Here is a 26,973-nt window from a genome sequence, read left to right on the forward strand (position 1 = left end):
CCGGCGATGGCTACCAACCCGATCGCTCCGCCCGCCCTGCCCCTCACCGTCGACGACGTGCGGATGGCAGCGATGCGTATTGGCGGCTCTATCGTACGCACCCCGACCCTCGTCAGCCGCACGTTGTCGCAGCTGACCGGCGCCACCGTCTATCTCAAGTTCGAAAACCTCCAGTTCACCGCCGCTTACAAGGAACGCGGCGCACTCAACACCCTGCTGCAACTCGACGAAGCCACCCGTTCGAAGGGCGTGATCGCCGCATCGGCCGGCAACCACGCACAGGGGCTCGCCTATCACGGCAACCGCCTGGGCGTGCCGGTGACCATCGTGATGCCGCGCCCAACTCCGACGGTGAAGGTGATGCAGACGCAGAGCCACGGCGCGACCGTCGTGCTGGAGGGCGAAACCTTCGATGCCGCCTATGCCCATGCCCGCAAGCTGGAGGCCGAACAGGGGCTGACCTTCGTCCATCCCTTCGATGATCCGCGCATCATGGCGGGCCAGGGCACCGTCGCGCTCGAAATGCTGGAGGACGTCCCCGACCTCGACACGCTAGTCGTACCGATCGGCGGCGGTGGCCTCATCAGCGGCATGGCGACCGTCGCCCGCGCGGCGGAGCGTGATATCGAGGTGATCGGCGTGCAGGCCGAGCTGTTCCCGTCGATGTACAACCGCCTGCACGGCACCGACATGGACTGCGCCGGCGACACACTGGCAGAGGGGATCGCGGTCAAGCAGCCCGGCGGCCTGACCGCACAGGTCGTCGCCGCACTGGTCGATGACATCGTGCTGGTCAGCGAACGCCAGCTGGAAGAAGCCGTGAGCCTGCTGGTCCAGATCGAGAAGACTGTGGTCGAAGGCGCCGGCGCTGCCGGCCTCGCCGCACTGCTGGGTCATGGACAGCGGTTCAAGGGCAAGACCGTCGGCGTCGTGCTGTGCGGCGGCAATATCGACACCCGGCTGCTCGCCAACGTCCTGCTACGCGACCTCGCCCGCTCGGGGCGGCTCGCCCGGTTGCGCATCCGTTTGCAGGACCGCCCCGGCGCGCTGTTCCACGTCGCGAAGATTTTCCACGAACAGGCGGTCAACATCATCGAGGTCTACCACCAGCGCGTCTTCACGACGTTGCCGGCCAAGGGCCTGATCACCGACATCGAATGCGAAACCCGCGACCGCGCGCATCTCGACCGGCTGGTCGAAGGCCTGCGCGCTGGGGGCTATGAAGTGAGTACGGTCGAACTGGCATAGGCTCGGGCAACCTGTCACCCCGGGCTTGATCCGGGGTGACGATGTCCTGCACCTGATCGCCGAATGCACCACCCGGCAAAATTGGTGGTTAACGCGCTTTTCGCCGCGTCTTGTCATCGCCATATCGGACACTGCATTCTATTCGGGAGCTGCCCGACCGCAGGAGCATTGGGTGACCGCGCCGTTTCGTTTTCCCCGCTTCTTCGTCACCTCGCCTGCGCCCTGCCCCTATCTGCCGGGGCGGCAGGAGCGGAAGGTGTTCACCGAACTTAACGGTCCGAACGCCGACGAACTGAACGAAGCGCTGGGCCGAATCGGTTTCCGTCGCAGCCAGTCGGTCGCCTATCGCCCCAGCTGCGTCGGGTGCAGCGCCTGCGTGTCGGTCCGCGTCGTCGCGGGCGGCTTCGCGATGAACGCGACCCAGCGCAAGCTGATGCGCCGCCACGCCGACCTCGACATCCGCGCCTGCAAGCCGTGGGCGACCGACGAACAGTTCCGCCTGCTGCGCCGCTACCTCTCGGCACGCCATCCCGGCGGCGGCATGACGGCGATGGACGAATCGGACTTCGCCGACATGGTCGAACATTCGCCGGTGACGTCATGGGTCATCGAGTATCGCGAGCCGGCGGTCGACGGCGTGCCCGGACGGCTGGTCGGTGCGTGCATCACCGACGAACAGGCCGACGGGCTGTCGATGGTCTACAGCTTCTTCGAAACCGACGACGATGCCCGGTCGGGGCTCGGCACCTTCATCATCCTCGATCACATCCGCCGTGCCCGCGCCGGCGGACTGCCGCACGTCTATCTCGGCTATTGGGTGCAGGGGTCGCCGCGCATGGCGTACAAGACGAAGTTCCGCCCGCTCGAGGTGCTCGGACCTACCGGCTGGGCAGTGCTGGGCGACGCGCCTGCCGCGACGGTGCCGGCGTGATTGCGGCACTGCTGTCGCTGCTGGCCGCGTTCGGCGACGACCAGACCGAGCCACGCGACAAGCGGGTCGCGAACCTGCTCCAACTCACCATCGAACTTCCTGAGACACTGACGCCGGAGGATCGGGCACGGTCATTGACGACGCTCGAGGCCGATATGGCGACCATTCGAAGCTGCGCCGGTGCCGAGCAGCTTGCCGCCCGCTATCAGCGGGAAAGAACGTTCGCGGCAAGGATTGTCCAACGTTCGGATTATCCGGTCGGCTGGATGCCGCCGAACCTGCATGGTGAACTGGTCGGTCTGCCTACCGGACATCCTACCAAGGTTTTTGGCGACAGGACCACGCCCCGCATCTTGATCGCATGCACGGAGCCGAGGCTGCTACCGAATGGGGCCGCCCCGCCTGCGCCCTGACCCGATTTGACAATTGCCACGATGGCCGCAACGTTCCATGAAACCCAACACGAACAGGCACCCGACCCGCCGGGGTCGGATGCCTGTTCGAAACCGAAGACCCGGACCCGGCCGCAGCGGCAGGCCCGGCGCCGGATCAGCCCTGGCGGGCCTTGAAGCGGCGGTTGGTCTTGTTGATGACGTAGATGCGCCCGCGGCGACGGATCACGCGGTTGTCCCGGTGACGATCCTTGAGCGACTTCAGCGAATTGACGATCTTCATAGGAACGGCTCTCAAACGGCAAAAGGGCCGCTCGCACGGCCGGAAAAGAGGCGTCCAGCTATCGCCCGATGCCGCCTGCGTCAAGATGGGATCGCAGTCGCCCTTCGAAACACTATCGCAATGAACCCATCGGCAGCATCGGTGCGTTGATGCTATTGATACGGACAGTGGCATAAACGGGATGAGCGACATGAAGCAGGCGTTGGGAATCGGTGTGGCGGCGGTCGCGGCGCTGCTGGCCACGGGATGCACGACCACCGGATCGCGCGTCGCCCCGGTCGACGTCACTCGGTTCCACCTGAACCAGCCGATCGCGCGCGGCACCTTCTCGGTCGAACCGGTATCGACCGGCATGTCGGCGACGCCTGAATTTCAGACCTATGGCAATGCCGTGGCGCGCGAAATGGAGAAGCTCGGCTTCGCCCGTGCGGGCTCCCAGCCGTCCGACCTGATCGTCGGCGTCACCTTCACCCGCGCCAGCCGCGGCTTCGTCGAAAAGCGCCCGCCGGTGTCGATCGGCCTCGGCGCAGGGGGAGGCGGCGGCGGCTGGCGCGGGGGCGGCGTGGGCCTTGGCGGCGGAGTCGGCTTCGGCATCGGCGGGGGTCAGCGCGAGGTCGTCGGCACCGAACTGGGGGTACAGATTCGCCGCCGCGCCGACAGCACCACCATCTGGGAAGGCCGCGCGCTGACCGATTCGCTGGAAAGCACGCCCGGTGCGCAGCCGGTGTTTCAGGCCGACCGACTGGCCAATGCGCTGTTCCGCAACTTCCCAGGCGAGTCCGGAATCACTACGACGGTGAAATGAGCATCACCATCAACGCCGCGTTCGACAGCGGCAATATTCGCGTCGTCGCCATACAGGGCGATGTGATCGACCTCGCCTTCGTCGCCGATCACCAGTCCGACTTCTATCAGTGGTTCCACTTCCGCGTCGCCGGGGCGTGGGGGCGGACGCTGACCTTCCGCATCGTCAATGCCGGCGGCTCGGCATACGCGTTCGGCTGGCCCGGCTATCGTACCCGCATGAGCACCGATCGCCATGCGTGGCGGCAGGTCGATACCGGCTATGCCGACGGCGTGCTGACCTTCACCGCGACGATCGACACCGACCTCGCCTGGTTCGCCTATTTCGCGCCCTACACCATGGAGCGCCACGACGACCTGATCGCGCGCATCGCCGCGCAACCCGGCATCGCCCACCGCGAACTCGGCCAGACCCTCGACGGCCGCGCGATCGATTACCTGACCTTCGGCGAAGGTCCGTTGCAGGTCTGGGCCTATGCCCGCCAGCATCCCGGCGAATCGATGTGCGAATGGTTCATGGAGGGGTTGCTGGAGAAGCTGACCAATCCGAACGACGCGCTCGCCGCCGATCTGCGCACCCGCATGACCTTCCACTGCGTGCCGAACATGAACCCCGACGGCTCGTTCCGGGGCCATCTGCGTACCAATGCCGCGGGCGTGAACCTCAACCGCGAATGGCACGCCCCCACGCCCGAACGCAGCCCCGAAGTGCTGTGCGTGCGGAACCGCATGGACCAAACCGGCGTCGACATCGCCATCGACGTCCATGGCGACGAAGCGATTCCCGCCAACTTCATCGCCGGCTATGAAGGCATACCCAACTGGACCGACGACCACGGCGCCCGCTTCACCGCCTTCGGACAGGCGTGGGCGGCGGCGACCCCCGAGTTCCAGACCAAGCTCGGCTATCCGGTTTCCGCGCCCGGACAGGCCAACCTGTCGATGTCGACCAACCAGATCGCCAACCGCTTCGGCGCGCTCAGCATGACGCTGGAAATGCCGTTCAAGGATCACGACGACAATCCGGACCCCGAATTCGGCTGGTCGCCCGAACGGTCGAAGGCGCTGGCGCATAGCTGGCTGGAGGTGCTGGCGGACTTCACCCGGTGATCGTCCGCGCTGGCGGGCTCGACCATCCCGCAACCGCCACGCTGCTGGCGGCGCATCTCGCCGACATGCACGCCAGCTCGCCGCCGGGCAGCGTCTATGCGCTCGACCTGGCGGCGCTGGCGACGCCCGACATCGCCTTTTACACCGCATGGGACGGCGACACGCTGCTCGGCTGCGGCGCACTGCGGACGCTCGGCGACGGTACGGGCGAGGTGAAGTCGATGCGCACCGATGCCACTTCACGCGGGCTCGGTGTCGGACAGGCGGTGCTCGACCGCATCGTCGCCGACGCCCACACGGCCGGCCTTATCCGACTGTTGCTCGAAACCGGCACCGGACCGATGTTCGACGCGGCGCACCGGCTCTACGCCCGTAACGGCTTCGTCCCCTGCCCGCCCTTCGGCGGCTATGTCGCGACCGACTTCAGCTGGTTCCTCTCGCGCACGCTTTGAGATAGGTGCCGCGCAACAACCGCAATGGAGGCCCCATGCCCACACTCGTCCTGATCCGCCACGGCCAGTCGGCCTGGAACCTCGAAAACCGCTTCACCGGCTGGTGGGACGTGAACCTGACGGAAAAGGGCGAGGCCGAGGCGAAGGCGGCGGGCGAACTGCTAACCGCCAAGGGCCATGACTTCGACGTCTGCTTCACCAGCTTCCAGACGCGCGCGATCAAGACGCTGAACATCGCACTCGAAACGATGGGCCGGCTGTGGCTGCCGGTCGAAAAGGACTGGCGCCTGAACGAGCGTCACTATGGCGGCCTCACCGGCCTCGACAAGGCGGAGACCGCGGCCCGCCATGGCGACGATCAGGTGAAGATCTGGCGCCGCAGCTTCGACGTACCGCCGCCGCTGCCCGAGGCGGACAGCCCCTACGACCTGTCTGCCGACCGCCGCTATGCCGGGATCGACATTCCGCAGACCGAAAGCCTGAAGGACACGATCGCGCGCGTCCTCCCCTATTGGGACAGCCGCATCGCCCCCGAACTGAAGGCCGGCAAGCGCGTGCTGATCTCCGCCCACGGCAACTCGCTGCGCGCGCTGGTGAAGCATCTGTCAGGCATTCCGGACGACGAAATCACCGGGCTGGAAATTCCGACCGGCCAGCCGATCGTGTACGAGCTGGCCGACGATCTGACGCCGACGGATCGGTATTACCTGAACGAGCGGTAAGGCGCTTCCGCCTTGCACGAACACGCCACCCGTTCGTGCTGAGTTAGGGGCTGAGCTTGTCGAAGACCCGTATCGAAGCATCCTAGGCGATCCTTCGATACGCCGCTTCGACAAGCCCAGCGGCTACTCAGCACGAACGGAGTTGGAAAACCCTTTCCCCCCGCTCGGTTCGAGCAGCTTCGAGCTTGTCGAGAAGCGTCCGTCGAGAACTTGGTCGCTCGGGGCACCCCCTTCTCAACTACGGTTCTCGACAAGCTCGAACCTTCGCTCGAAGCAAACGGGGGGCGAGCGGATACGGCGGCTTACGTGCGGGCGGAAAGCCCTGACGGAGCCCCTCCCTGACAAGGGAGGGGTTTGGGGTGGGTAGGCCGGTGGTGGCACGGGTCCGGTTCCTCGCCGACCAACCCACCGGACCCTCCCTTGTCATGGATGGGCACCATGGCAAACAAACCCCTTTCCTACACGGCCCACCCCCGCCAAACTCCCCGCCGGCCCCAACACCGGCCAACGCTCTTTGAAACCAACGCCACACACCCCGCACGAACAGCGCACGAGTGTGAACTTAGTGAACTTTGGCCGCGAACCCGCCCGCCGCGCAAAACCAGCACTAGTGTGAACTTTGTGAACTTTGACCCTGAATATGCCCGTACGGCATCCTTCCGCTTGCCCTGTTCCCGCCCGTTCCTTAAGCAGCCCGCTTCCCCAGGCGGCACGGGCAGGCAATGAACGACGCACCATTGGTCGGCATCATCATGGGCAGTACTTCCGACTGGGACACGATGGCGCACGCCGCCGACGTGCTGACCAAACTCGGCGTTCGCCATGAAACCAAGGTCGTATCGGCCCACCGGACGCCCGCGCGGCTGGTCGACTATGCCACGAACGCCGTGGCCCGCGGCCTGAAGGTCGTGATCGCCGGCGCCGGCGGTGCCGCGCACCTGCCCGGCATGGTCGCCTCGATGACCCGCCTGCCCGTGCTCGGCGTGCCGGTCGAATCCAAGGCACTGAAGGGCATGGATAGCCTGCTCTCGATCGTACAGATGCCTGGTGGCGTTCCCGTCGGCACGCTCGCGATCGGCAAGGCGGGCGCGATCAACGCCGGCCTGCTCGCCGCCGCGATCCTCGCCACCCATGACGATGCGCTGGCGGAGCGGCTCGACGCATGGCGCACCGCGCAGACCGACGGCGTGGCGATCGACCCGCAATGACCGCGCTGCCCCCCGGTTCGACCATCGGCATCATCGGGTCGGGGCAGCTTGGCCGGATGATCGGCGTCGCCGCCGCGCAGCTCGGCTATCGCATCCATGTCTATGCCCCCGACACCGGCCCGGCCAACGACATCGCCTTCGCCCACAGCCGCGGCGCCTATGACGATATCGACGCGCTGAAGGCCTTCGCGGCACAGGTGGACGTCGTCACCTACGAATTCGAAAACATCGCCGCCGCCCCGATCGAGGCGCTGGGGGACAAGGTCCGCCCGTCGGCTCGCTCGCTGGCCGTCGCGCAGGACCGGGTCCGCGAGAAGTCGTTCGTCGAGGACCTTGGCGGCCGCCCGGCCCGCTGGGCCGAGGTCGCCGACCGCGCCGAACTGGACGCCGCCATCGCGCGTGTCGGCTGCCCGGCGGTGCTGAAGACCACCCGCTTCGGCTATGACGGCAAGGGGCAGGCCCGCCTCCTGTCGCCCACCGATGCCGACGCCGCATGGGACGCGATCGGCCAAGGTCCGGCGATCCTCGAAGCGTTCGTCGATTTCGAGGACGAGTTTTCGGTCGTTCTCGCCCGCGGCCTCGACGGCACAACCGTGACCTACCCGACGCCGAAGAACGTCCACAAGGCCGGCATCCTCGACACCTCCACCGTCCCCGCCCCGGCGATCGAACCGTGGCGCGCGGAAGCGGAAGCGCTCGCCGCCAAGGTCGCCGAAGCACTCGACCATGTCGGCGTCCTGACACTGGAATTCTTCTGTGGGCGCGACGGTGCGGTGTTCAACGAAATGGCCCCGCGCGTCCATAACTCCGGCCACTGGACGATCGAGGGCAGCGAGACCTCGCAGTTCGAGAACCACGTCCGCGCCGTGCTGGGCCTGCCGCTCGGTAGCGTCGCGATGACGGCGACGCGGGTAGAAATAACCAACCTGATCGGCGACGATGTGGACGCGTGGCCTGCGCTGCTAGCCGAGCCCGGCGCGCACCTCCACCTCTACGGCAAGCACGAAGCCCGCCCCGGCCGCAAGATGGGCCATGTGACCAGAGTCACGCGCTAATATCCTCCCCATCTTCGATGGGGAGGGGGACCGGCCGCAGGCTGGTGGGGGGGCAAGGCCGCAAACGGACCGCCTGCGGCATCACCCCTCTACCACTCGCTAGTGCGAGCGCCCCCCCCCCCCCCCGAAAAGCGGGGAGGATTTAAGCTTCCACTCCCAGCTGCCACAGCACGAACGCCATCTCCTCGGCGGCTTCCTTCAAACTTTCCCACCGCCCCGACTTGCCGCCATGGCCCGCGCCCATATTGGTCTTGAGCAGCAGCACATTGTCATCAGTTTTGGTCGCCCGCAGTCGCGCCGCCCACTTCGCCGGCTCCCAATAGGTCACGCGCGGATCGTTCAGCCCGCCCGAGATGAACACCGGCGGGTACGCTTGGGCGGTCACATTGTCATACGGGCTATACGACCGGATTAGCTCGAACGCCGCCTTGTCCTCGATCGGGTTGCCCCATTCGGGCCATTCGCCGGGCGTCAGCGGCAGGCTGTCGTCGAGCATCGTGTTCAGCACGTCGACGAACGGGACGCTGGCGACGACAGCACCCCATAGCTCGGGGTCGGAGTTCATCACCGCGCCCATCAGCTCGCCACCCGCCGATCCGCCGGCGATCGCGATCTTGCCCTCCGCGGTAAAGCCCAGCGCGATCAATCCCTTCGCCACATCGACGAAGTCGTTGAAGGTATTGGTCCGCTTCTCCAGCTTCCCGTCGAGATACCATTGCTGGCCGAGGTCGTCGCCGCCCCGGATATGGGCGATGGCGAACGCCATGCCCCGGTCGAGGAACGACATGCGGCTGGTCGAAAAGCCCGGCGGGATCGCATAGCCGTACGCGCCATAGCTGTAGAGGTAGAGCTTGCCCGTCCCGTCGCGCGGAAAGTCCTTCGGGTAGACTACCGAGCACGGGATCGCCGTGCCGTCGCGCGCGGTGATCTCCAGCCGCTCGGTCGCGTACTTCGCCGGATCATAGCCCGACGGGATCGTCTGCACCTTGCGCACGGTCAGGTCGCCGCTCGCCACATCATAGTCATAGACCGTGCCCGGCGTGACCATCGACTCGTATCCGAGCCGCAACGTGTTGACGTCGTACTCAGGATTGTCGCCCAGCCCGACGACAAAGCTCGCCTCGGGAAACGCGATCGGCCGCGCCGGGCCGCCCGCGTAGTCGTGCAGCCGGATCTGGTCGAGGCCGTTCAGCCGCCCCTCGACCACGAACAGCTTCGCAAAGGTCGTCACCCCCGTCATGTAGAAATGCGGGTCGGCGGCGATCAGCTCCTGCCAGTCGCTTGGCGCCTCCAGCGACGCGATCGCCAGCCGGAAGTTCGGATGGGTATCGTTGGTGTGGAGGTACAGCGTGCCGTCATGCTCCTCCACATCATATTCGACGCCTTCCGCGCGCGCCTTCACCAGCAGCGGCTCGGCGGTAGGATCGTCGGCCGGGACCAGCCGCACCTCGCTGGTGACGTGATCCCCCGCCGAAATGACCAGGAAGCGCCGCGACTGGGTTTCGCCGACCGACACCCGCCAGCCCTCGTCGGCCTCGTGATACAACTCGATATCCTGCTCGATCGGCGACCCGATCCGGTGCAGCCGGGCATTGTCCGTCCGCCACTGCTCATTGGCAAGGCCGTAGAGAAAGCCGCTCGAATCGGCGGTCCACACCAGCTCGGACAGCGTGCCCGGAATGACGTCATCCAGCAGCTCGCCGGTCGTCAGGTCCTTGACCCTCGCCTCGAACCGTTCGCCACCGTCATCGTCGATCGCATAGGCGAGCAGCCGCCCGTCGGGGCTGACCGACAGTGCGCCCAGCCGGAAATATTCCTTGCCCTCGGCCAGTGCCGGTTCGTCGAGGATCAGTTCGTCATCGCCGCCCGTAACGGGCTTGCGCCACCAGCGGCGATATTCGCCACCCGTCTCGAAATCGGACCAGTACCACCAGTCGCCATCACGCTGCGGCACGGTGGCATCGTCTTCCTTGATCCGCGCGCGCATCTCGGTGAACAGCGTGTCGATCAGGGACGCATGCGGCGCCATCACCGCATCGAAATAGTCGTTCTCCGCCCGGAGATAGTCGAGGACATCGGCATCCTCGACCTTGGGATAATTCGGGTCGCGCAGCCACGCCCACGGGTCGGACACGGCAATGCCGTGGCGCTCATAGCTATGGTCACGTTGTTCGGCGATCGGCGGGATGGGTTTCGTCATAGGACGCCCATGTGGGACGGGCGCACGCGGAAGTCGAGCGAGCTTGTGCTTTTGCGGCACCGTCTCGTTTGATACGAGCGGTGCCATGACCAACCATGCCGAACGCCTCGCCGCTCTCCGCGCCCATCTCGCTACGCTTGACCTGACCGGGTTCGTCGTGCCGCTGACCGACGAATATATGAGCGAATATGTCGGCGACTATGCGCAGCGGCTGGCGTGGCTGACCGGGTTCAAGGGCTCGGCCGGCAGCGCGGTCGTGCTCGCCGACACCGCCGCGATGTTCACCGATGGCCGCTACACGCTGCAAGTCCGCGAACAGGTCGACGCCGCCGACTGGCAGTTCGTACAGGTGCCGGCGACCAGCATGGCCGACTGGCTGCGGGCCAACGCCCGCGTGGGCGACCGGATCGGCTTCGACCCGTGGCTGGCGACGGTCGAATGGGTCGCCGCGACCGAGCGGGCGCTGGCCGATGTCGGCGCGACGCTGGTGCCCGTGGCGGCCAACCCGATCGACACATTGTGGGACGACCGTCCCGCCCCCTCTCCCGCGGCGATGGCGGTGCAGGACGATGCGCTGACCGGCCGCACTTCGGCGGACAAGCGCGCCGCAATCGGCGAATGGCTGACCGAACGGCGCGCCGATGCCGTCATCCTGTCGGCACTCGATTCGATCGCATGGACCTTCAACGTGCGCGGCACCGACGTCGCGCATACGCCGGTCGCGCTGAGCTATGCGATCGTCCATGCCGACGGCACTGCCGAGCTGTTCGCAGCGCCGGGCAAGGTCGGTGAGGACGTCGCGCGTCATCTGGGCAACGCCGTGCAGGTCCGTGCCATGACCGACTTCGCCACCGCCCTTGCCACCTTCGCCGGCAAGCGCGTCGCCGCCGACCCTGACCGCGCCGTCGCCGCGATCCACGACGCGCTGGTCAGAAGCGGCGCGACGATCGTCGCCGAGCGCGATCCGACCGTGCTGGCCAAGGCGATCAAGAACCCGGTCGAGATCGCCGGTCACCGCAGCGCCCAGGCGCGCGACGGCGCGGCGATGGTCCGCTTCCTCAAATGGTTCGAAGAAACCGCACCAATGGGCACGCTGACCGAGTTGTCCGCGTCGGACCGGCTGGAGGCGATGCGCACCGAAACCGGCTGCCTGCGCGACCTGTCGTTCGACACGATCAGCGCCACCGGCGGCCATGCTGCCAGTCCGCATTACAAGGCGACGGTCGAGAGCAACGCACCGATCCTGCCGGGCCAGCTCTACCTGATCGATTCAGGCGGCCAATATCCCGACGGCACGACCGACATCACCCGCGTCATGCCGGTCGGCGCCGTAACCGACGAGATGCGCGACCGTTTCACCCGCGTGCTCAAGGGCCATATCGCGATCGACACCGCGATCTTCCCCGACGGCACGCTCGGCGGCCATATCGACGGCTTCGCCCGCCGTCCGCTGTGGGAGGCCGGGCTCGACTATGCCCATGGCACCGGGCACGGCATCGGATCCTACCTGTCGGTTCATGAAGGGCCGCAGCGGATCGGCGCGCCCAACTATCCCGGCGGCGGCCCGATGGAGCCGCTACGCGCAGGCATGATGCTGTCGAACGAGCCCGGCTATTACAAGGCGGGCGAGTACGGCATCCGCATCGAAAACCTGATCCTGACAGTCGAACGCCCGGTGCCCGGCGGCGACCTGCCGATGCTGCGATTCGAAACGCTGACCTTCGTACCGATCGAACGCTCGCTGATCGTCCCGGCGCTGCTGACCGAGCAGGAGCGGGCATGGGTCGATAGCTATCATGCGCGGGTCGAGGAACTGCTGACGCCGCTGCTCGACATCGAAACCGCGGCATGGCTCGCCGCGAAATGTGCGCCGCTTGGCTAGGCGGCGCGGCGATCGAGTGACGATCCGCGCTACAGGTTGAGCAGCGCCGGATCGCCTCCCTTCGCCATGATGTTGATCGAGGTCGAGCGTTCGGCGGCGTAGCGTAGCAGCGCGTCGGGGCCGCCCGCCTTGGGTCCGGTGCCCGACAGCCCCTCGCCACCGAACGGCTGCACCCCGACGACGGCACCGATGATCGACCGGTTGACATAGACGTTGCCCGCCGGGACCAGTGCCGCGACTTCCTCGGCAAAGCGGTCGATCCGGCTGTGAATGCCGAGCGTCAAGCCATAGCCCCGTGCCGCCAGTTTGCCGGCAACCGCGGGCAGGTCGGCCGGGTCGTAGCGATAGATGTGCAGCACCGGCCCGAACACCTCGCGTTCGAGGAAGTCGGGGCTCGGCACCTCGGCGATGACCGGCGCGAAGAAGGTACCGCGCGCATCGTGTCCGCGCGGATCGGCACGGAACAGGATCTTCGCCTCGCGCTCCAACCGTTCGACATGCGCGTTCAGCGCGCCCCGCGCCTCGTCGTCGATCACCGGGCCGATATCGGTCGCCGGGTCGGACGGGTCGCCGATCACCATGCAGCCCGCTGCGCCGACCAGCGTTTCGATGACCGCATCGGCAGTGTCCTTGGGCAGGTACAGCAACCGCAACGCCGAGCAACGCTGCCCCGCCGAGCCGAAGGCGGAGAGGAGGACGTCGTCGACCACCTGTTCGCGCAGCGCGCTGGTGTCGACGAACAGGCCGTTCAGGCCGCCGGTTTCGGCGATGAACGGCAGGATCGGGCCGTTACGGTTGGCGAGGCTGCGGTTGATCGCCCATGCGGTATCGGTGCCGCCGGTGAACGCCACTCCGGCGATCGCGGGATGCCCTACCAGCCCCGCGCCGACCTCCGCGCCCTCGCCCGGCAGTAGCGCCAGCAGGTCCGGGTTCAGCCCGGCGGCGTGGAACAGGCGGACCGCTTCATAGGCGACCAGCGGGGTCTGTTCGGCCGGCTTGGCGAGGACGGCGTTGCCCGCCGCCAGCGCCGCGGCGACCTGTCCGGTGAAGATCGCCAGCGGGAAATTCCAGGGGGAGATGCAAACGAACACGCCGCGGCCGTGGAGTTCGATCTGGTTCACCTCGCCCACCGGGCCCGGCAGCACGGTCGGGCCGGCGAAGCGGGTTTCCGCCAACAGCGCGTAATAGCGGCAGAAATCCACCGCTTCCCGCACCTCGGCAACGGCGTCGTTCAGCGTCTTGCCCGCTTCGGCGGACAGGATCGCGATGAAGCGATCCATCTGGGCATCGAGGGCGTCGGCCATGGCGCGCAGCACCTTGCCCCGCGCCACGCCGCCGGCGGCGTTCCACGCGGGCTGTGCGGCCTTTGCCAGATGGGCGGCGCGGTCGATATCGGCCGGGGTGGCGGGGCTGGCCGAACCGATCGTGCGGCCATGGTCGACCGGGCTGGTCATCGGCACCGCACCGGCGCCGGGCAGGGTCTGGCCGCCGACGACGGGCGCGGCGTGGATGGTGGCGAAGGTGTCGCGGAACGAGCGGGCCTGGCCACGGACCGTGGCGATCGAATAGTCGCGGCCAAGGGGGTTGGCGCGGCCGGGATAGATGGCGGAAGGTGACGGCAGGCGCGGATGTTGGCGCGGCGCCGCCGCGACCGCCGCCACCGGATCGGCCACCAGCGTCGTCGCGGGCACTTCCTCGTCCAGCAGCGCGTTCACGAAGCTGCTGTTCGCGCCGTTTTCAAGCAGGCGGCGGACCAGATAGGGCAGCAGTTCCTCGTGCCCGCCGACAGGAGCATAAGCCCGCAGGATCAATGCGTTATTGCCGACACTTGACGCCGCCGCACGGTACAGCCCCTCGCCCATGCCGTGCAGCCGCTGGTGTTCGATCTGCACCCCGGCGCGGTCGGCCATGTGGCGCACCGCCATCAGGCTGTGCGCGTTATGCGTCGCGAACTGCGGATAGAGCGCCGGCGCAGCGGCGATCAACTTATGCGCGCAGACGAGGTAGGACAGGTCGGTCGCCGCCTTCGAGGTGAACACCGGATAGCCCGGATGTCCGGCGATCTGCGCGCGCTTGACCTCGCTGTCCCAATAGGCGCCCTTGACCAGCCGGACCATGATCCGCCGCCCGGTGTCGCGCGCCAGCCGCTCCAGCCCGTCGATCACGCCGCGCGCGCGCTTGCCATAGGCCTGCACCACGACCCCCAGACCGGTCCACGCGCCCAGCTCGCTCTCACGCGCCAGCCGGTCGATGAGCTTCAGCGACAGGGCAAGCCGATCCGCCTCCTCGGCATCGATCGCGAGGTTGAGATTGTGGCGCGCACCGATCAGCGCCAACCGCTTCATCCGCGGATAAAGGTCGGCGAAGACGTCGTCCTCCCGCACCGCCTCGTAGCGCGGGCACAGCGCCGACAGCTTGACCGACACACCATGCCCCTGTTCGGGGGTACTGCCCGGCGCGCGCGCCCGGCCGACCGCGTCGATCGCCGCGGCATAGATATGTTCGTAGCGGTCGGCGTCTTCGGGGGTGCGTGCGCCCTCCCCCAGCATGTCGAACGAGCAGAGATAGCCTTCCTTGGCCGCGCGCTTCAGCGCCGCCTCGATCGTCGATCCCAGCACGAACTGGTCGCCCATGATCCCGACCGCCGCCGACAGCGCGCGGCGGATCACCGGTTCGCCCAGCCGCCCGGCCAGGCGCCGGATCGTCTCGCCGACACCGGCCGCACCGCCCTCGCCCACCAGCTTGCCGGTCAGCGTCAGGCCGATGGTGGAGGCGTTGACGAACAGGCTGGACGACTGGCCCAGATGGGCCGCCCAGTCGGCAGTGCCGACCTTTTCGGCGATCAGCCGGTCGCGCGTCGCAGCATCGGGCGTGCGCAGCAACGCTTCGGCAAGGCACATCAGCGCCAGCCCCTCCTGTGTGCCGAGCGAGAATTGCTGAAGGAACCCTTCGACCACGCCGGGCTTGGCCGCGGCGGCGCGGGTCCGTTCGACCAGCTTCGCCGCGCGATCGACGATGGCGCTGCGATCGGCCTGGGTCAGCGGCACCTGCGCCAGCAGTTGCGGCAGCAGGACGCCTTCGTCGATGAACTTGTCGGCGTCCAAGGCGTCCCAATCGATCGCGGGCATGTGTCTCTCCAGTGTCGGTTCCTCGCTATATCGCGGGCTGGAGCGAAGGTGCTTCGTATGTTGGGCGCCACGGGCGATGAATCGATTGCCAAACTGACCATTTTACGAGAATCATTCCAACGCGCGTCGCCCCAACGAAGGCTGGGGTTTCAGCGGGGAGCTGACAGTCCTCACCACGGGGAGACCCCAGCCTTCGCTGGGGTGACGTTTTGGAGATGGGCGGAGGCATCGTCATGGACCACACCGACCGCAAGCTGCTCCGCGTGCTGCAAGCCGATGGCCGCATCACCAACCAGGCGCTGGCGACGCAGTGCGGCATTTCCCCCGCCGCCTGTTTCGAACGCGTCCGGCGGTTGCGGGAGGGCGGCGTGATCCGGGGCTATGCCGCATTGCTCGATCCGGCCAAGCTCGATCGGTCGCTGCTGGTGTTCATCGAAGTGCTGCTCGACCGTACCACCGACGACGTCTTCACCGCCTTTGCCAACCATGTCCGCGACCTGCCAGAAGTGCTGGAATGTCATATGGTTGCGGGCGGTTTCGACTATCTGTTGAAGGTTCGCATGGCCGATATGGACGCGTATCGCGCCTTTCTCGGCCGGACGCTGACGACCGTCCCCGGCGTCCGCGAAACGCGGACCTATGCGGTGCTGGAAGAGGTGAAGGCGACGACCGCGCTGCCCCTGTAGGGATTAGGGTGCAGACCCATAAACGGCAACGGCCGTGATCGCCGTGGGAAGGCCGCTGGCGAGGAGCACAGCGCAGACGCGTGGCAGCGCCACGCGCAAGCAAGCGACGCGGCCAGCGGCCGTCCCACGGCGACCGCGAAGCGGCGGGCCGAAGCTGGTGCACGGCGGCGTCGGGGCTCCCCGCAAAGTAGTACTTTGCGGGGGCCCGGCCGCGCGTCGGTCACGATGCTTGTGCATCGATCCCTCCTTGCTCCTACCCGTGCACCAGCTTCGGCTCCGTCCCGGCCATTGCCGTTTACGGGTCTGCACCCTAGTCGCGGTCGATCATCAGATAGACCATCGTCTGGTTCAATAGCATGTACGCGATCTCGCCGAACGATACCGGTCCGGCGATGCCGGGGGTATGGCGCCCTTCCAGCCCGGCATAATTGTAGTTCAGGATGCAGTTGCAGCTGAACGCCACCTCGCCGCGCGGCGTACCGATCCGATTTGCGAATTCCTGTTCGTAATCGCCGATCGGGCGGGCGAAGCGATAGCCGATGCCGGGATGGACCGGTGCGAAGAAGGTGATCCGGCCCGCTTCCGCATCGACGGCAGCCGTCGCGACGTTGATGATCGCGCCATTGTAATCGGCAACCAGCGGCAAGCGGGTGTCGATGTCGTTTTCGGTGATATAGTCGGCAAGGCGGGTGCGAACGCCATCGACCAACGCCCATTCGACGGTGAAGCCCGCCGCCCCGCTGTCCTCCCCGAAGGTCAGCACCGGGCCGTCCATGTCGGGTTCGAACAGATTGACGATGTCGACGCGGGCAAAGTCCGTATCCGGCAGTGCGACGTGCAGTATCGCGGCCTGCTCGCTCGATGCAATGCCGGTGCGACCGTCGAACACCTTCGGTTCGTCGACGCCCGCGCGCTCACCGGCAACGCCCGTCACCCATCCGACCACCGGGCGTTTGAACAGTCCCGGCCAGTCCAGCCCGTGCAGCGCGAAATCGCTGTGCACGTCGCTATGTCCGGGCATCAGGACGATCGTATAGCCATTGTCGGCGCCGAGCGCCGCCATGTCCGGCATCGCCGCGCGGTCGAGCAGCCCAAGCCACGCGACCGAAGCACCGGCCGGCAGCTTCTGCACGAACAGGCGGTCGCGATCGCAGGTCCCGCCCAGTTCGTTGGTCATGAAATAGGGGCTGGTACCGCCGAGCCATTCGCCTTTCGGCAGATCGGCCAGCAGCCGTTCCTCACCCGCGAGGATCAGCACGTCGCCGGCCGCCAGCATCGCCGTCACCTCGTCGACGCTGTAGAGCGAGCGTTCCGCCGTGTAGGGGCCAGGACCGGTCATCGCGCTACTCCTCGAAAAATCGCAGCGAAGTCGTCCTGCGCGAAACGGAAATTGTCGCGGAAGAAGCTGCGCAATTCCTCGATCAGCGCAGCCCGGTCCGCATCGGCCCGTTGATAGGCATGGGTCAGGCGGATCATCAGGATGCGCAACGCCAGGCATTTGTAGGTCGGACGCGATTGGCCCGACAGCAACGCGTGCCAGCGTCCATCCGCCGGCGGTGGAATATCCGTGACGCCTGCCATACCCATCGATCCCCTATTGGGCATGGCTATGTCGCAGACGCATTAAAATTCGGTATTCGATTTCGGGCGCGCGCCGCTGGCGGCGGTGGCGGGGCGCTTCGTCGCCCGCCGGCGGATCACGGCTTGCGCGATAGCCGCGCTATGATAGCTTTTGCGTCCAAGCCCAAACGGGAGACGCCCAGATGGTCGCCGTTGCCAACCGCTATTCGGTCCTCGCCCTGTCCGATGGCGCCCCGCCGCCCGCATTGGCGGAGACGATCGAGCGGCTGCGTGCCACGCTGCTGCCGTTGGGCCGCAGTACCGACGGCGACCGGAACATCCTGGGCGCCCGGATCGACCGTTTCGTGGGCGATTCGGACGGGCAGGTCATCCTGCTGGCGCATGGGGGCGCCTGTCGCGCGGCGGCATGGTGGGCGCGATTGTCGCCGAGCCATTATGTGCAGCGCGTGCGGGGTGCGATCCTGGTCGATCCGGTGATCGACCCGACCGGCGATCGCTTCGCATCGCCCGCGACGCTGCTGCCGTTCCGGTCGATGACCGTCGACGGATCGGGCGGGATCGAAGCGCTGGCCCGCGAATGGGGCAGCGAAGTCCTGCCGGGCGATAGTGCGGTGCGCGGCCGCGGGCTGTTGGGGCTGATCGAGCGGATGAGCGGCGCGGTGGTCGCGCATGACGTGCGGACGGCGGAGAAGCTGGCGCGGTTGCGGTAGGGTTCGGCTGGTTCCACCCACCTCATCCTGATCCCGATCCTCCCCAACCGTTTGCTTCGAGCGCAGGTTCGAGCCTGTCGAGAACCGAAGTCGAGAAGGCGTTGCCCCAAACGGACCGTTCTCGACGGGCGCTTCTCGATTTCGCTCGAAGCTGCTCGAACCGAACGGGAGTGGAAGGTGGGAGCGGAGATTACCCCCGCCGCCGCGGCATCAACGCATTGCGCATCGCGAAGCTCGAATTGATCCGCGTCACGCCGGGCAAACGCGACAGGATGTCGGTGTGCAGCGCCTCATACGCCGCCGCCGATTCGACCGCGGCGCGCAGCCAGTAATCCGACTGTCCGGCCATCAACCAGCATTCCTGAATCTCGGGATGGCGGCGCACGGCGGCTTCGAAGCGCGAGAGATATTCCTCGGTCTGTCGCTCCAGCGTCACCTGGATGATGACGGTCGCGCCATGCTCTGCCGGATCGGCGCGGGTGACGACGGTATAGCCGCGGATCACCCCGGCATCCTCCAGCAGCCGCACCCGCCGCAGACAGGCGGAAGGCGACAGCCCGACTTCCGCCGCCAGTGCGTTGTTGGTCCGGCGCGCATCGAGCCGCAGCAGGTTGAGCAATTTGCGGTCGATCGCGTCGAGGTTCATGTTCGTTGCGCCCATCGCGCAGCTTGTTGCGTATTGCCTTAAAATTGGCAAATCCTGCGATGCTATCGCAGCTTTTGTCGTTCGATCGACGTTACGCTGTAGCGTACGGAGAGAGCATGAGCCTGTTGACGATCGACCTGAACGCACTGGTCGCCAATTATCGCACGATCGCGGCGCGGGCTGCCCCGGCGCGCGCGGCAGGCGTGGTGAAGGCGGACGGCTATGGACTGGGCGCGCGGCACGTCGCCGATGCGCTGTACGGCGCTGGATGCCGCGATTTCTTCGTCGCGCTGGCCGGCGAGGCGAGCGCGCTGCGCCCCACCCTCCCCGCCGATGCGCGGCTGTTCGTGCTGAACGGCATCGCGCCGGGCGAAGAGGTTTCGTTGATCGCCGCCGATGCGATCCCCGTGCTGAACGCGCCGGCCGACATCGCCCGCTGGCGGGCCGCCGCACGGATGGCGGGGCGGCAGTTGCCGGCGGCGGTGCAGGTCGACAGCGGCATGTCGCGGCTGGGGCTGGCGCCAGGCGAGGTCGCGGCGATCGCCGCCGATCCGGCGCTGCTCGACGGGATCGAGGTCGTGCTGGTGATGAGCCACCTCGCCTGTGGCGACGAACCCGATGCCGCCGCCAACGCCGCGCAGCGGACACGGTTCGCGGAACTGGCGGCGATGCTGCCCGATGCGCCGCGCTCGCTCGCCAATTCGGGCGGATCGTTCCTTGATGCAGCGTTCCATGGCGATCTCGTGCGGCCGGGGATCGCGCTGTATGGCGGCGCGCCGCAGGTGACCGGCGAGCCGGTCATGCGGCCGGTCGTGGCGCTCGACGCACGGATCGTGCAGGTGCGCACCGTGCCCGCCGGGACCGGCGTCGGCTATGGCCTGACCTCGGTCGCGGACCATGACCGGCGGATCGCGACGCTGTCCTATGGCTATGCCGATGGCTGGCCACGGATGCTGAGCAATCGCGGCGCGGCCTATGTCGCGGGTGTCCGTGCCCCGATTGCCGGGCGGGTGTCGATGGACAGCATCTGCATCGACGTGACCGACGTACCGCCGGACGTGCTGGCACGCACGCCGCACGCCGAACTGATCGGCCCGCACCAGACGATCGACCGGGTCGCGGCCGATGCGGGCACGATCGCCTATGAAATTCTGACCGGCCTGCGCCACCGCCATGCGCGGCGGATCATCGGGCCTGGCGAACGGGGGGATGCAGCATGCGGATCGTGATCCTGGGCGCGGGGGTGATCGGCGTCACCTCCGCATGGTATCTGGCACAGGCCGGGCACGAGGTCGTGCTGATCGACCGGCAGGCCGGCCCGGCGCTGGAGACGAGCTTCGCCAATGCCGGGGAGATTTCGCCCGGCTATGCCTCCCCCTGGGCCGCGCCGGGCATCCCGGCCAAAGCGATGAAGTGGCTGTTCATGGAACATGCGCCGCTGATCCTGCGGCCGCAGCTGGATATGGCGATGCTGCGCTGGCTGGTGGCGATGCTCGGCAACTGCAACGCGCGCGACTATGCGGTGAACAAGGGGCGGATGGTGCGGCTGGCGGAATATAGCCGCGACAAGCTGATCGAACTACGGGGCAGCACCGGTATCACCTATGACGAGCGGACGCAGGGCACGCTGCAGCTGTTCCGCGAGGAAAAGCAGCTGGCCGGCATCGACAAGGATATCGCGGTGCTGAAGGCCGACGGCGTCGCGTACGAAGTCCTCGACCGCGCCGGCTGCATCGCGGCCGAGCCGGGGCTGGCGGGCAGCAATCAGCCGTTGGCCGGCGGCTTGCGGCTGCCGGGCGACGAAACCGGCGACTGCTTCAAATTCACCAACGCGTTGGCGGCGATGGCGGTGGAGGCCGGCGTCGAGTTTCGCGTGGGCACGACGATCCACAGGATGGTCAAGCAGGGCGACCGGATCGTCGGGGTCGAAACCGATGGCGGGGTCATCACCGGCGACGCGTATCTGGTGGCGTTGGGCAGCTTTTCGCCGCGGCTCGTGGCGCCGCTGGGGGTCAGGCTCCCGGTCTATCCGGTGAAGGGCTATTCGATCACCGTGCCGATCGTCGACGACGCCCGCGCGCCGGTATCGACGCTGCTCGACGAAAGCTACAAGGTCGCGATCACCCGGCTGGGCGACCGCATCCGCGTCGGCGGCATGGCGGAAATTTCGGGGTTCAACAACGACCTGCCCGAAGCGCGGCGGGCGACGCTGGAATATTCGCTGGGCAGCCTGTTCCCCGGCGCCGGCGACGCGTCGCGGGCGAGCTATTGGAGCGGTCTGCGCCCGATGACACCCGACAGCACGCCGGTGATCGGCGCCACGAAGCTGTCGAACCTGTTCCTCAACACCGGCCACGGGACGCTGGGATGGACGATGGCGTGTGGATCGGCGGCGGTGATCGCCGACCTGATGTCGGGGAAGCGGGCGGCGATCGAGACGGCCGACCTGTCGATCGCGCGCTATTGAACCAGTAGCGCCGCGAGGGCCGGTACCGTCAACGGCTCGGCACACAGGAACCCCTGGTACAGCTGGCACCCTTCGGTCGCCAGCGCGTCGCGTTGGGCGACGGTTTCGACCCCCTCGGCGATGATCGTCAGGTCGAGCGAGCGTGCCATGTCGATGACGCCGCGTACCACCACCCGGTCGCGGTGCGATCCGACGATGTCCTGCGTCAGCCGCCGGTCGAGCTTCAGGTAGTCGAGCGGCAACGCCTTGAGATAGGCGAGGCTGGAATAGCCCGTGCCGAAATCGTCGATCGCGACGCGGCATCCGGCGGCACGCAGCGTGGCAAGCAACCCCGCCGCCTCGCCCAGTTCGGTGATGAGGCCGCTTTCGGTGATCTCGACCGTTAGCCGGTTGCGCGGAAAGCCACTGCCATCGGCGGCGGCGAGCAGCGTCTCGGCAAAATCGCGCTGCGCGACATCCTCCGCGGTCACGTTGATCGACAGGCGCAAGCGCGACAGCGGCGCGTCCCAGCCGGCGGCGATCCGCATCGCCAGCTGCTGGATATGCGCCGACAGCCGCGCCGACAGCCCCGCGCGGGCGGCGGCGGCCAGCAACAGCTCGGCACCCAATTCGCCGCGATCCGGATGCGCCCAGCGGGACAGCGCCTCGACCCCGACGATCCGTCCCGACAGCACATCGACCTGCGGCTGGAACAGGATGGCGATCTCGCCCCGGTCGATCGCGCGGTGGACCTCGCCCGACAGGCTGTCGGCATCGCTCGCGGGAGCGCGTTCGCGCCGGTCGTCGGCCCTGCCGCCCGGCAAGGCGCCCTGCCCGCGCAGGATCAGCGCCGCGCCATCCTCGCCCGCCTGCGCCAGCGCGACCGTCTGGCGCAGGCCCAGCGACACCACCGTGCTGCCGGCGATGAACGGACGGGCCATCGCCTTGGCGACCGCCGCTTCGAGCCCGGTATCGGTACCGTGCGGCAACAGCACCGCGAACTCGGTCCCGCCCAGCCGCGCCAGTGCCGCACGCGCGACGCCGGCGTCGCGCACCGCCTGTTCGATCCGTCGCTCCACCGCGCGTAGCAGCGTGTCGCCGACGACGCGCCCCTGCTGACGGTTGACCGGATCGACCCCGCTGATCGCCACTACGCGTATGCCGGGGCGCTCGCCCGTTTCGATCCGGCGATCGAGCCAGCGCACCGCCCCGGCATGGTCGCGCACCGATCCCAGCGCCTCGCGCACCACCGCGCCGATATCGCCGACCCGCGCCAGCGGTTCGACCAGCGCGTGCAGCCGCCCGCTATGGGCGTCGCGCGCGACATGCTGCACTACCCGGCCGAGCCCCGGCAGATCATGGGCAAAGGCGGTGGCAGGCAGCTGCTCGGTCAGCCGCCGGATCGCCGCCAGCGCGGTATGCCGGCCGTCGGGACCCAGCGCGCGCAACAGGGTGCGCGGGTCGCTGGTCTCGGCGAAACCGGTCGCCTCCGCCAGCGCGGGCGTCAGTTGCAGCGACCCGCGCTCCGCATCGTGCCGCCAGCCGAGCGGCGCACCGGCACCCGCCGCGGGATCGTGCCAGCCGCCGCCCATGCGCAGCACATGGCGTTCGGCCGATCGCACCGCCTGTACCAGCACCTCGCCCGCGATCGGGCTGACCAGAAGATGCGTCGCGCCGGCATCGTGCAGCGCGCCCAGCCGGTCGACGTCGCCGCGCGACACCAGCACGAGCAGCGCATCGCCATGCCCGGCGATCCGCGCCAGTTCGGCGGTGGCGGCGATCCCCTCGTCGATCGCACCGCGCGCATCGACGATCGCGATCGCCGTCCCGCTGGCGGCGACCCGCTGGCGCAGCCCATCGGCACGCCGCGCGGCGACCACCCGCCAGCCGGCCCGCGACAGCACCGCCGCCAGCTCGTCGCGCTGCCGAAACGACAGCACGAACAGCGCGCGCTGCTGCGCCGCATCATGGCCGTGCCGAATGGTCAGATCCCCCCCATCGTCGGCGACTGTATGGCGGCATCCGCGCGGCGGCAATGGACAGCTTGTACGGTCCGTCGCGGGCGCTCGCTGCAGGGAAACGTCACCCCAGCGAAGGCTGGGGTCTCAGGCGGCTCCTGCTTCGTGCTATCAGCAGAAGATCCCAGCCTTCGCTGGGATGACGTCCGGGTCGGATCGAATGGAACAAGCACCAAGAGCGTGTCTTGCAGCGCCGACCCGCTGCCCACCCTTGTCAGGCAGGAAGCGAAGCAGCGTACCGCCCCCAGGCGGATCATCACCCCGGACCGATACAGGCCAGCGGACCGGGCGACCGCGCGACCTTGTCCTGTACCGCATTGCCCCCTACCTTCGCCAGCAATGTCCTGCGCCCCTTCCCTCGTCGATGCGCATGGCCGCACCATCCGCTATCTCCGCATCTCGGTCACCGACCGCTGCGACCTGCGCTGCCGCTATTGCATGTCGGAGGCGATGTCGTTCCTCCCCCGCGCAAAGGTGCTCAGTCTCGAAGAGATCGCGACGATCGCTGAACGCTTCGTGGCGCGCGGGATCGACAAGATCCGCCTGTCGGGCGGTGAGCCGCTGGTGCGGCGCGGGGTGGCCGAGCTGTGCACGCGGCTGGGGCGAATGATCGGGCACGGACTCGACGAGCTGACCATGACGACCAACGCCACCCGGCTGCGCGAACATGCGCCGGAACTGGCCGCGGCGGGCATCCGGCGGATCAACGTCAGCCTCGACAGCCTCGACGCCGACACCTTTCGCTACGTCACCCGGCATGGCGATGTCGCACAGGTCCTCGACGGCATCGCCGCCGCGCGTGAAGCGGGGCTGGCGGTAAAGATCAACATGGTGGTCCTGAAAGGGCTGAACGAGGATCAGGTCGGCGACATGCTCGACTGGTGCGGACGCGAGGGGCACGACCTGTCGCTGATCGAAACGATGCCGCTGGGCGCGATCGACGAGGATCGTACCGACCGTTTCGTGCCATTGACGCGGGTGTTCGACACGCTGTCCGACCGCTTCACCCTCACCCGCGACACCCACCGCACCGGCGGCCCGGCGCGCTATTGGCGGATCGGGGAACATGGCAACCGGCTGGGCCTCATCTCGCCGCTGACCGAGAATTTCTGTGGCGGGTGCAACCGCATACGCCTTACGACCGAGGGCAAGCTGTACCTCTGCCTTGGCCATGACGACCATGTCGACCTGAAGGACGCGCTGCGCACCGGCGGGATCGCGGCGGTCGATGCCGCGCTCGACGCCGCCCTGCCGCGCAAGCCCGCTGCCCACGATTTCCGGATCGAAGCCGGCGCGGCCCCCGCCGTCGCCCGCCATATGAGCGTGACCGGCGGATGACCCGACTAGCCCTGCTCGCCTCCCCCACGGCGCAGGCGCGCGCGGCGGAGGAGACGCTGCGCGCCCGCTACGACTGGGTCGGGGTCGAGGATGCCGACCTGATCGTCGCGCTGGGTGGTGACGGATTCCTGCTGCAGGTGCTGCACATGCTGCTGGAGCGGCACAATACCGTGCCGGTGTTCGGGATGAACCTCGGCACGGTCGGGTTCCTGATGAACGAATGGCGGATCGACGAGCTGGAGCGGCGGCTGGGCCGGGCCAAGCCGTTCCGCGTGTCGCCGCTGACCATGACCGCGACGACGATGGACGGCGAGGTCCGCGTGCTGCCGGCGATCAACGAAGTCTCGCTCCTGCGCGAAACCCGGCAGACCGCGAAGCTGGAGGTCGTGCTCAACGACCGCGTCGTGATGCCCGAACTGGTGTGCGACGGCATTCTCGCGGCGACGCCCGCCGGGTCGACCGCGTACAACCTGTCCGCCAACGGACCGATCCTGCCGATGGGATCGGGGATGCTGGCGCTGACCCCGATCAGCCCGTTCCGCCCACGGCGCTGGCGCGGGGCGATCGTGCCCGACAAGGCACGCATCACCCTGCGTGTGCTGGAACCCGAGAAGCGCCCGGTGTCGGCCGTCGCCGACCAGCGCGAAGTGCGCGACGTGGCGCAGGTCGACGTGGTGGTCGACCGGGTGCGCGACCTGACGCTGCTGTTCGACCCGGAGCATGCGCTGGACGACCGGATCACGATGGAGCAGTTCGCGGGGTAGGTCTGCCCTGCCTGGAAGCAGGTTGGTTCACGCGGAGGCGCAGGGGACGCGGAGGGGTTGCGCTTGGGCACAGCGGATATCCTGCGCTGCCGGACAACGTCATCCCAGCGAAGGCTGGGATCTCCCGGTGGTAGCACGGGACAAGAGCCGCTTGGAGGCCCAGCCTTCGCTGGGGCGACGTCTAGCGAACGGGATCGTCCCTTTGCCCGAGGCGCAACCCCTCCGCGTCCTCTGCGCCTTTGCGCGAAAAACCTCCCCTCCGCGCCTTCGCGTGAACAAACCCCGCTCCTTCCTTTCCCGCCCACGGCAAAAACCGAAATAACCGCTTGCAAAGCCCAAATCCGCTGGTAGAGACGCGGCCTCGCAGTTGTTCCCTGATAGCTCAGCGGTAGAGCTCTCGACTGTTAATCGAGCGGCCGTAGGTTCGAATCCTACTCAGGGAGCCAGCGACACCCCGGCATCTACCTGGTCGACAAGGCGGGACTTCGGTTCCGCCTTTCGCCGTTTCAGCGATTTCGTCGTTCGTCAGCCGGCGTTCAGCATCGGGTAATCTCGTGTACGGCACGGTCCGTCGGCTTATGACCACGGACCCGAACCCGTGGCCGATCGTTCCACCTTCATGGAAGATCGCCATGGGTCGGTAGCCATGGCGGCATTGGAGAAACTGATGTTGCTGCACCCTACCTCGCGTGCCCGCCTTCGCGCGATTGGCACCACCCTTGTCGGGGCACTGGCTCTGGCGGCCTGCGCGACGCCGACACCCTATCAACCCGCATCGGGTTCGGGCTTCTATCGCAACGGCTATAGCGACCAGCAGATCGAGCCCAATCGCTATCAGGTGAGCTTCGCCGGCAACAGCCTGACCTCGCGCGAGACGGTCGAGCGCTATTTGCTCTATCGTTCGGCCCAGCTGACGCTGGAACGCGGCTTCGACTATTTCATCCTCGCCGACCGCGACACCAATCTGCGCAGCCGCACCTATTCGACGCCCGGCGTCGGTGGTTTCGGCGGCTGGGGCGGTGGCTTCGGCTGGGGCGGCTGGGGTCCGGCATGGCGCTATCGCAGCCCGGCGTTCGGCTGGCGGACGTGGGACCCGTTCTGGGGTGATCCGTTCTTCGATCGCTCGGTCGATATCCGCACCGTCGACAAGTATGAAGCGCTGGCGGAGATCGTGCTGGGTCGCGGGCCCAAGCCATCCAACAACGTCCGCGCGTTCGACGCGCGCGCGGTCCTGCAGAGCCTCGGGCCGAGCGTGATGGAGCCCGAACCGCGGCGGTAACGCTGCGACAGGGGTAGAAACAGGAAGGCCGCCGTTCCCATCGGGACGGCGGCCTTTTTTTTCGTTGGCGTGAAAAGCCCGCTCTGGCGA

The 26,973-nt window shown here is 67.6% G+C and carries 24 protein-coding genes and 1 tRNA gene; 18 read left to right on the forward strand and 7 right to left on the reverse strand.

Going from position 1 to position 26,973, the window contains the following annotated elements:
* Positions 1-6: 6 nt before the first annotated feature.
* The 3 genes from MF610_RS02815 to MF610_RS02825 all read left to right on the forward strand — a co-directional run bounded on the left by MF610_RS02815 (position 7) and on the right by MF610_RS02825 (position 2,592).
* Positions 7-1,248 carry a threonine ammonia-lyase gene (locus MF610_RS02815; protein WP_242192581.1) on the forward strand — a complete coding sequence of 414 codons (1,242 nt, stop codon included), beginning with the start codon at positions 7-9 and terminating at the stop codon, positions 1,246-1,248.
* 172 nt (positions 1,249-1,420) lie between these two features.
* Positions 1,421-2,179 carry an arginyltransferase gene (locus MF610_RS02820; protein WP_242192582.1) on the forward strand — a complete coding sequence of 253 codons (759 nt, stop codon included), beginning with the start codon at positions 1,421-1,423 and terminating at the stop codon, positions 2,177-2,179.
* On the forward strand, positions 2,176-2,592 hold the full coding sequence (locus MF610_RS02825; RefSeq protein ID WP_242192583.1) for a hypothetical protein: 417 nt from the start codon (positions 2,176-2,178) through the stop codon (positions 2,590-2,592). Before MF610_RS02820 ends, MF610_RS02825 begins: the two co-directional genes overlap by 4 nt.
* A 136-nt stretch (positions 2,593-2,728) precedes the next feature.
* Here the strand turns inward: MF610_RS02825 and ykgO are convergent, their stop codons facing one another.
* Positions 2,729-2,854, reverse strand: coding sequence for a type B 50S ribosomal protein L36 (gene ykgO / locus MF610_RS02830; RefSeq protein ID WP_055755695.1), 126 nt, complete (start codon positions 2,852-2,854; stop codon positions 2,729-2,731).
* Between the two features lie 190 nt (positions 2,855-3,044).
* Between ykgO and MF610_RS02835 the strand changes: the two genes are divergently transcribed.
* The 6 genes from MF610_RS02835 (at position 3,045) to MF610_RS02860 (ending at position 8,205) form a co-directional block, all read left to right on the forward strand.
* Complete coding sequence (locus MF610_RS02835) at positions 3,045-3,659, forward strand: DUF4136 domain-containing protein (protein ID WP_242192584.1); 615 nt, start codon at positions 3,045-3,047, stop codon at positions 3,657-3,659.
* A complete protein-coding gene (locus MF610_RS02840) occupies positions 3,656-4,768 on the forward strand; it encodes a M14 family metallopeptidase (protein ID WP_242192585.1) in 1,113 nt (370 codons plus the stop codon). The genes MF610_RS02835 and MF610_RS02840 overlap by 4 nt, the downstream gene beginning before the upstream one ends.
* On the forward strand, positions 4,765-5,220 hold the full coding sequence (locus MF610_RS02845) for a GNAT family N-acetyltransferase (protein WP_242192586.1): 456 nt from the start codon (positions 4,765-4,767) through the stop codon (positions 5,218-5,220). The genes MF610_RS02840 and MF610_RS02845 overlap by 4 nt, the downstream gene beginning before the upstream one ends.
* Before the next feature lie 35 nt (positions 5,221-5,255).
* Positions 5,256-5,942, forward strand: coding sequence for a 2,3-diphosphoglycerate-dependent phosphoglycerate mutase (gene gpmA, locus MF610_RS02850; RefSeq protein ID WP_242192587.1), 687 nt, complete (start codon positions 5,256-5,258; stop codon positions 5,940-5,942).
* A gap of 722 nt (positions 5,943-6,664) precedes the next feature.
* Positions 6,665-7,150 (forward strand): 5-(carboxyamino)imidazole ribonucleotide mutase, encoded by a 486-nt coding sequence (gene purE / locus MF610_RS02855; RefSeq protein ID WP_242192588.1) that lies wholly within the window; start codon positions 6,665-6,667, stop codon positions 7,148-7,150.
* Positions 7,147-8,205: a 5-(carboxyamino)imidazole ribonucleotide synthase gene (locus MF610_RS02860; protein WP_242192589.1), complete on the forward strand. Its 1,059-nt coding sequence runs from the start codon at positions 7,147-7,149 to the stop codon at positions 8,203-8,205. Before purE ends, MF610_RS02860 begins: the two co-directional genes overlap by 4 nt.
* A gap of 142 nt (positions 8,206-8,347) precedes the next feature.
* Here the strand turns inward: MF610_RS02860 and MF610_RS02865 are convergent, their stop codons facing one another.
* Positions 8,348-10,405, reverse strand: coding sequence for a S9 family peptidase (locus tag MF610_RS02865; RefSeq protein WP_242192590.1), 2,058 nt, complete (start codon positions 10,403-10,405; stop codon positions 8,348-8,350).
* Between the two features lie 85 nt (positions 10,406-10,490).
* On the opposite strand from MF610_RS02865, the gene MF610_RS02870 reads away from it, so the two are divergent.
* Entirely contained in the window at positions 10,491-12,287 is a 1,797-nt protein-coding gene (locus tag MF610_RS02870; protein ID WP_242192591.1) for an aminopeptidase P family protein, read from the forward strand.
* Positions 12,288-12,316: 29 nt separating this feature from the next.
* On the opposite strand, the gene putA is transcribed toward MF610_RS02870, so the two are convergent.
* Complete coding sequence (gene putA / locus MF610_RS02875; protein WP_242192592.1) at positions 12,317-15,415, reverse strand: bifunctional proline dehydrogenase/L-glutamate gamma-semialdehyde dehydrogenase PutA; 3,099 nt, start codon at positions 15,413-15,415, stop codon at positions 12,317-12,319.
* A gap of 233 nt (positions 15,416-15,648) precedes the next feature.
* On the opposite strand from putA, the gene MF610_RS02880 reads away from it, so the two are divergent.
* Positions 15,649-16,101, forward strand: a complete 453-nt coding sequence (locus MF610_RS02880) for an Lrp/AsnC ligand binding domain-containing protein (RefSeq protein ID WP_242192593.1) — start codon at positions 15,649-15,651, stop codon at positions 16,099-16,101.
* A 310-nt stretch (positions 16,102-16,411) separates the two neighbouring features.
* Here MF610_RS02880 and MF610_RS02885 read toward each other — a convergent pair whose 3' ends face one another.
* Both MF610_RS02885 and MF610_RS02890 read right to left on the reverse strand, forming a co-directional pair.
* Entirely contained in the window at positions 16,412-17,440 is a 1,029-nt protein-coding gene (locus tag MF610_RS02885; protein WP_242192594.1) for a DUF6976 family protein, read from the reverse strand.
* Positions 17,437-17,682 (reverse strand): hypothetical protein, encoded by a 246-nt coding sequence (locus MF610_RS02890; protein WP_242192595.1) that lies wholly within the window; start codon positions 17,680-17,682, stop codon positions 17,437-17,439. Before MF610_RS02890 ends, MF610_RS02885 begins: the two co-directional genes overlap by 4 nt.
* 182 nt (positions 17,683-17,864) lie before the next feature.
* Here MF610_RS02890 and MF610_RS02895 point away from each other — a divergent pair, with 182 nt between their 5' ends.
* Entirely contained in the window at positions 17,865-18,392 is a 528-nt protein-coding gene (locus MF610_RS02895; RefSeq protein WP_242192596.1) for an RBBP9/YdeN family alpha/beta hydrolase, read from the forward strand.
* A gap of 190 nt (positions 18,393-18,582) precedes the next feature.
* On the opposite strand, the gene MF610_RS02900 is transcribed toward MF610_RS02895, so the two are convergent.
* A complete protein-coding gene (locus MF610_RS02900; protein WP_242192597.1) occupies positions 18,583-19,038 on the reverse strand; it encodes an Lrp/AsnC family transcriptional regulator in 456 nt (151 codons plus the stop codon).
* A gap of 116 nt (positions 19,039-19,154) precedes the next feature.
* Between MF610_RS02900 and alr the strand changes: the two genes are divergently transcribed.
* Together alr and MF610_RS02910 are read left to right on the forward strand one after the other, a co-directional pair.
* On the forward strand, positions 19,155-20,267 hold the full coding sequence (gene alr, locus MF610_RS02905) for an alanine racemase (protein WP_242192598.1): 1,113 nt from the start codon (positions 19,155-19,157) through the stop codon (positions 20,265-20,267).
* A complete protein-coding gene (locus MF610_RS02910; RefSeq protein WP_242192599.1) occupies positions 20,255-21,505 on the forward strand; it encodes a D-amino acid dehydrogenase in 1,251 nt (416 codons plus the stop codon). The genes alr and MF610_RS02910 overlap by 13 nt, the downstream gene beginning before the upstream one ends.
* Here the strand turns inward: MF610_RS02910 and MF610_RS02915 are convergent.
* Positions 21,499-23,520 carry a GGDEF domain-containing phosphodiesterase gene (locus MF610_RS02915; RefSeq protein ID WP_242192600.1) on the reverse strand — a complete coding sequence of 674 codons (2,022 nt, stop codon included), beginning with the start codon at positions 23,518-23,520 and terminating at the stop codon, positions 21,499-21,501. The two genes, MF610_RS02910 and MF610_RS02915, sit on opposite strands and share 7 nt — an antisense overlap.
* A gap of 321 nt (positions 23,521-23,841) precedes the next feature.
* Here MF610_RS02915 and moaA point away from each other — a divergent pair, with 321 nt between their 5' ends.
* The 4 genes from moaA (at position 23,842) to MF610_RS02935 (ending at position 26,883) form a co-directional block, all read left to right on the forward strand.
* On the forward strand, positions 23,842-24,840 hold the full coding sequence (moaA, locus tag MF610_RS02920; protein WP_242192601.1) for a GTP 3',8-cyclase MoaA: 999 nt from the start codon (positions 23,842-23,844) through the stop codon (positions 24,838-24,840).
* A complete protein-coding gene (locus tag MF610_RS02925; RefSeq protein WP_242192602.1) occupies positions 24,837-25,604 on the forward strand; it encodes an NAD kinase in 768 nt (255 codons plus the stop codon). Before moaA ends, MF610_RS02925 begins: the two co-directional genes overlap by 4 nt.
* Positions 25,605-25,975: 371 nt before the next feature.
* A tRNA-Asn gene (locus MF610_RS02930) sits at positions 25,976-26,050 on the forward strand.
* 152 nt (positions 26,051-26,202) lie between these two features.
* A complete protein-coding gene (locus tag MF610_RS02935; protein ID WP_339328506.1) occupies positions 26,203-26,883 on the forward strand; it encodes a CC0125/CC1285 family lipoprotein in 681 nt (226 codons plus the stop codon).
* The last annotated feature ends 90 nt before the right edge of the window (positions 26,884-26,973 follow it).

Source organism: Sphingomonas hankookensis (genome assembly GCF_022664465.1).
Taxonomy (GTDB): domain Bacteria; phylum Pseudomonadota; class Alphaproteobacteria; order Sphingomonadales; family Sphingomonadaceae; genus Sphingomonas; species Sphingomonas hankookensis.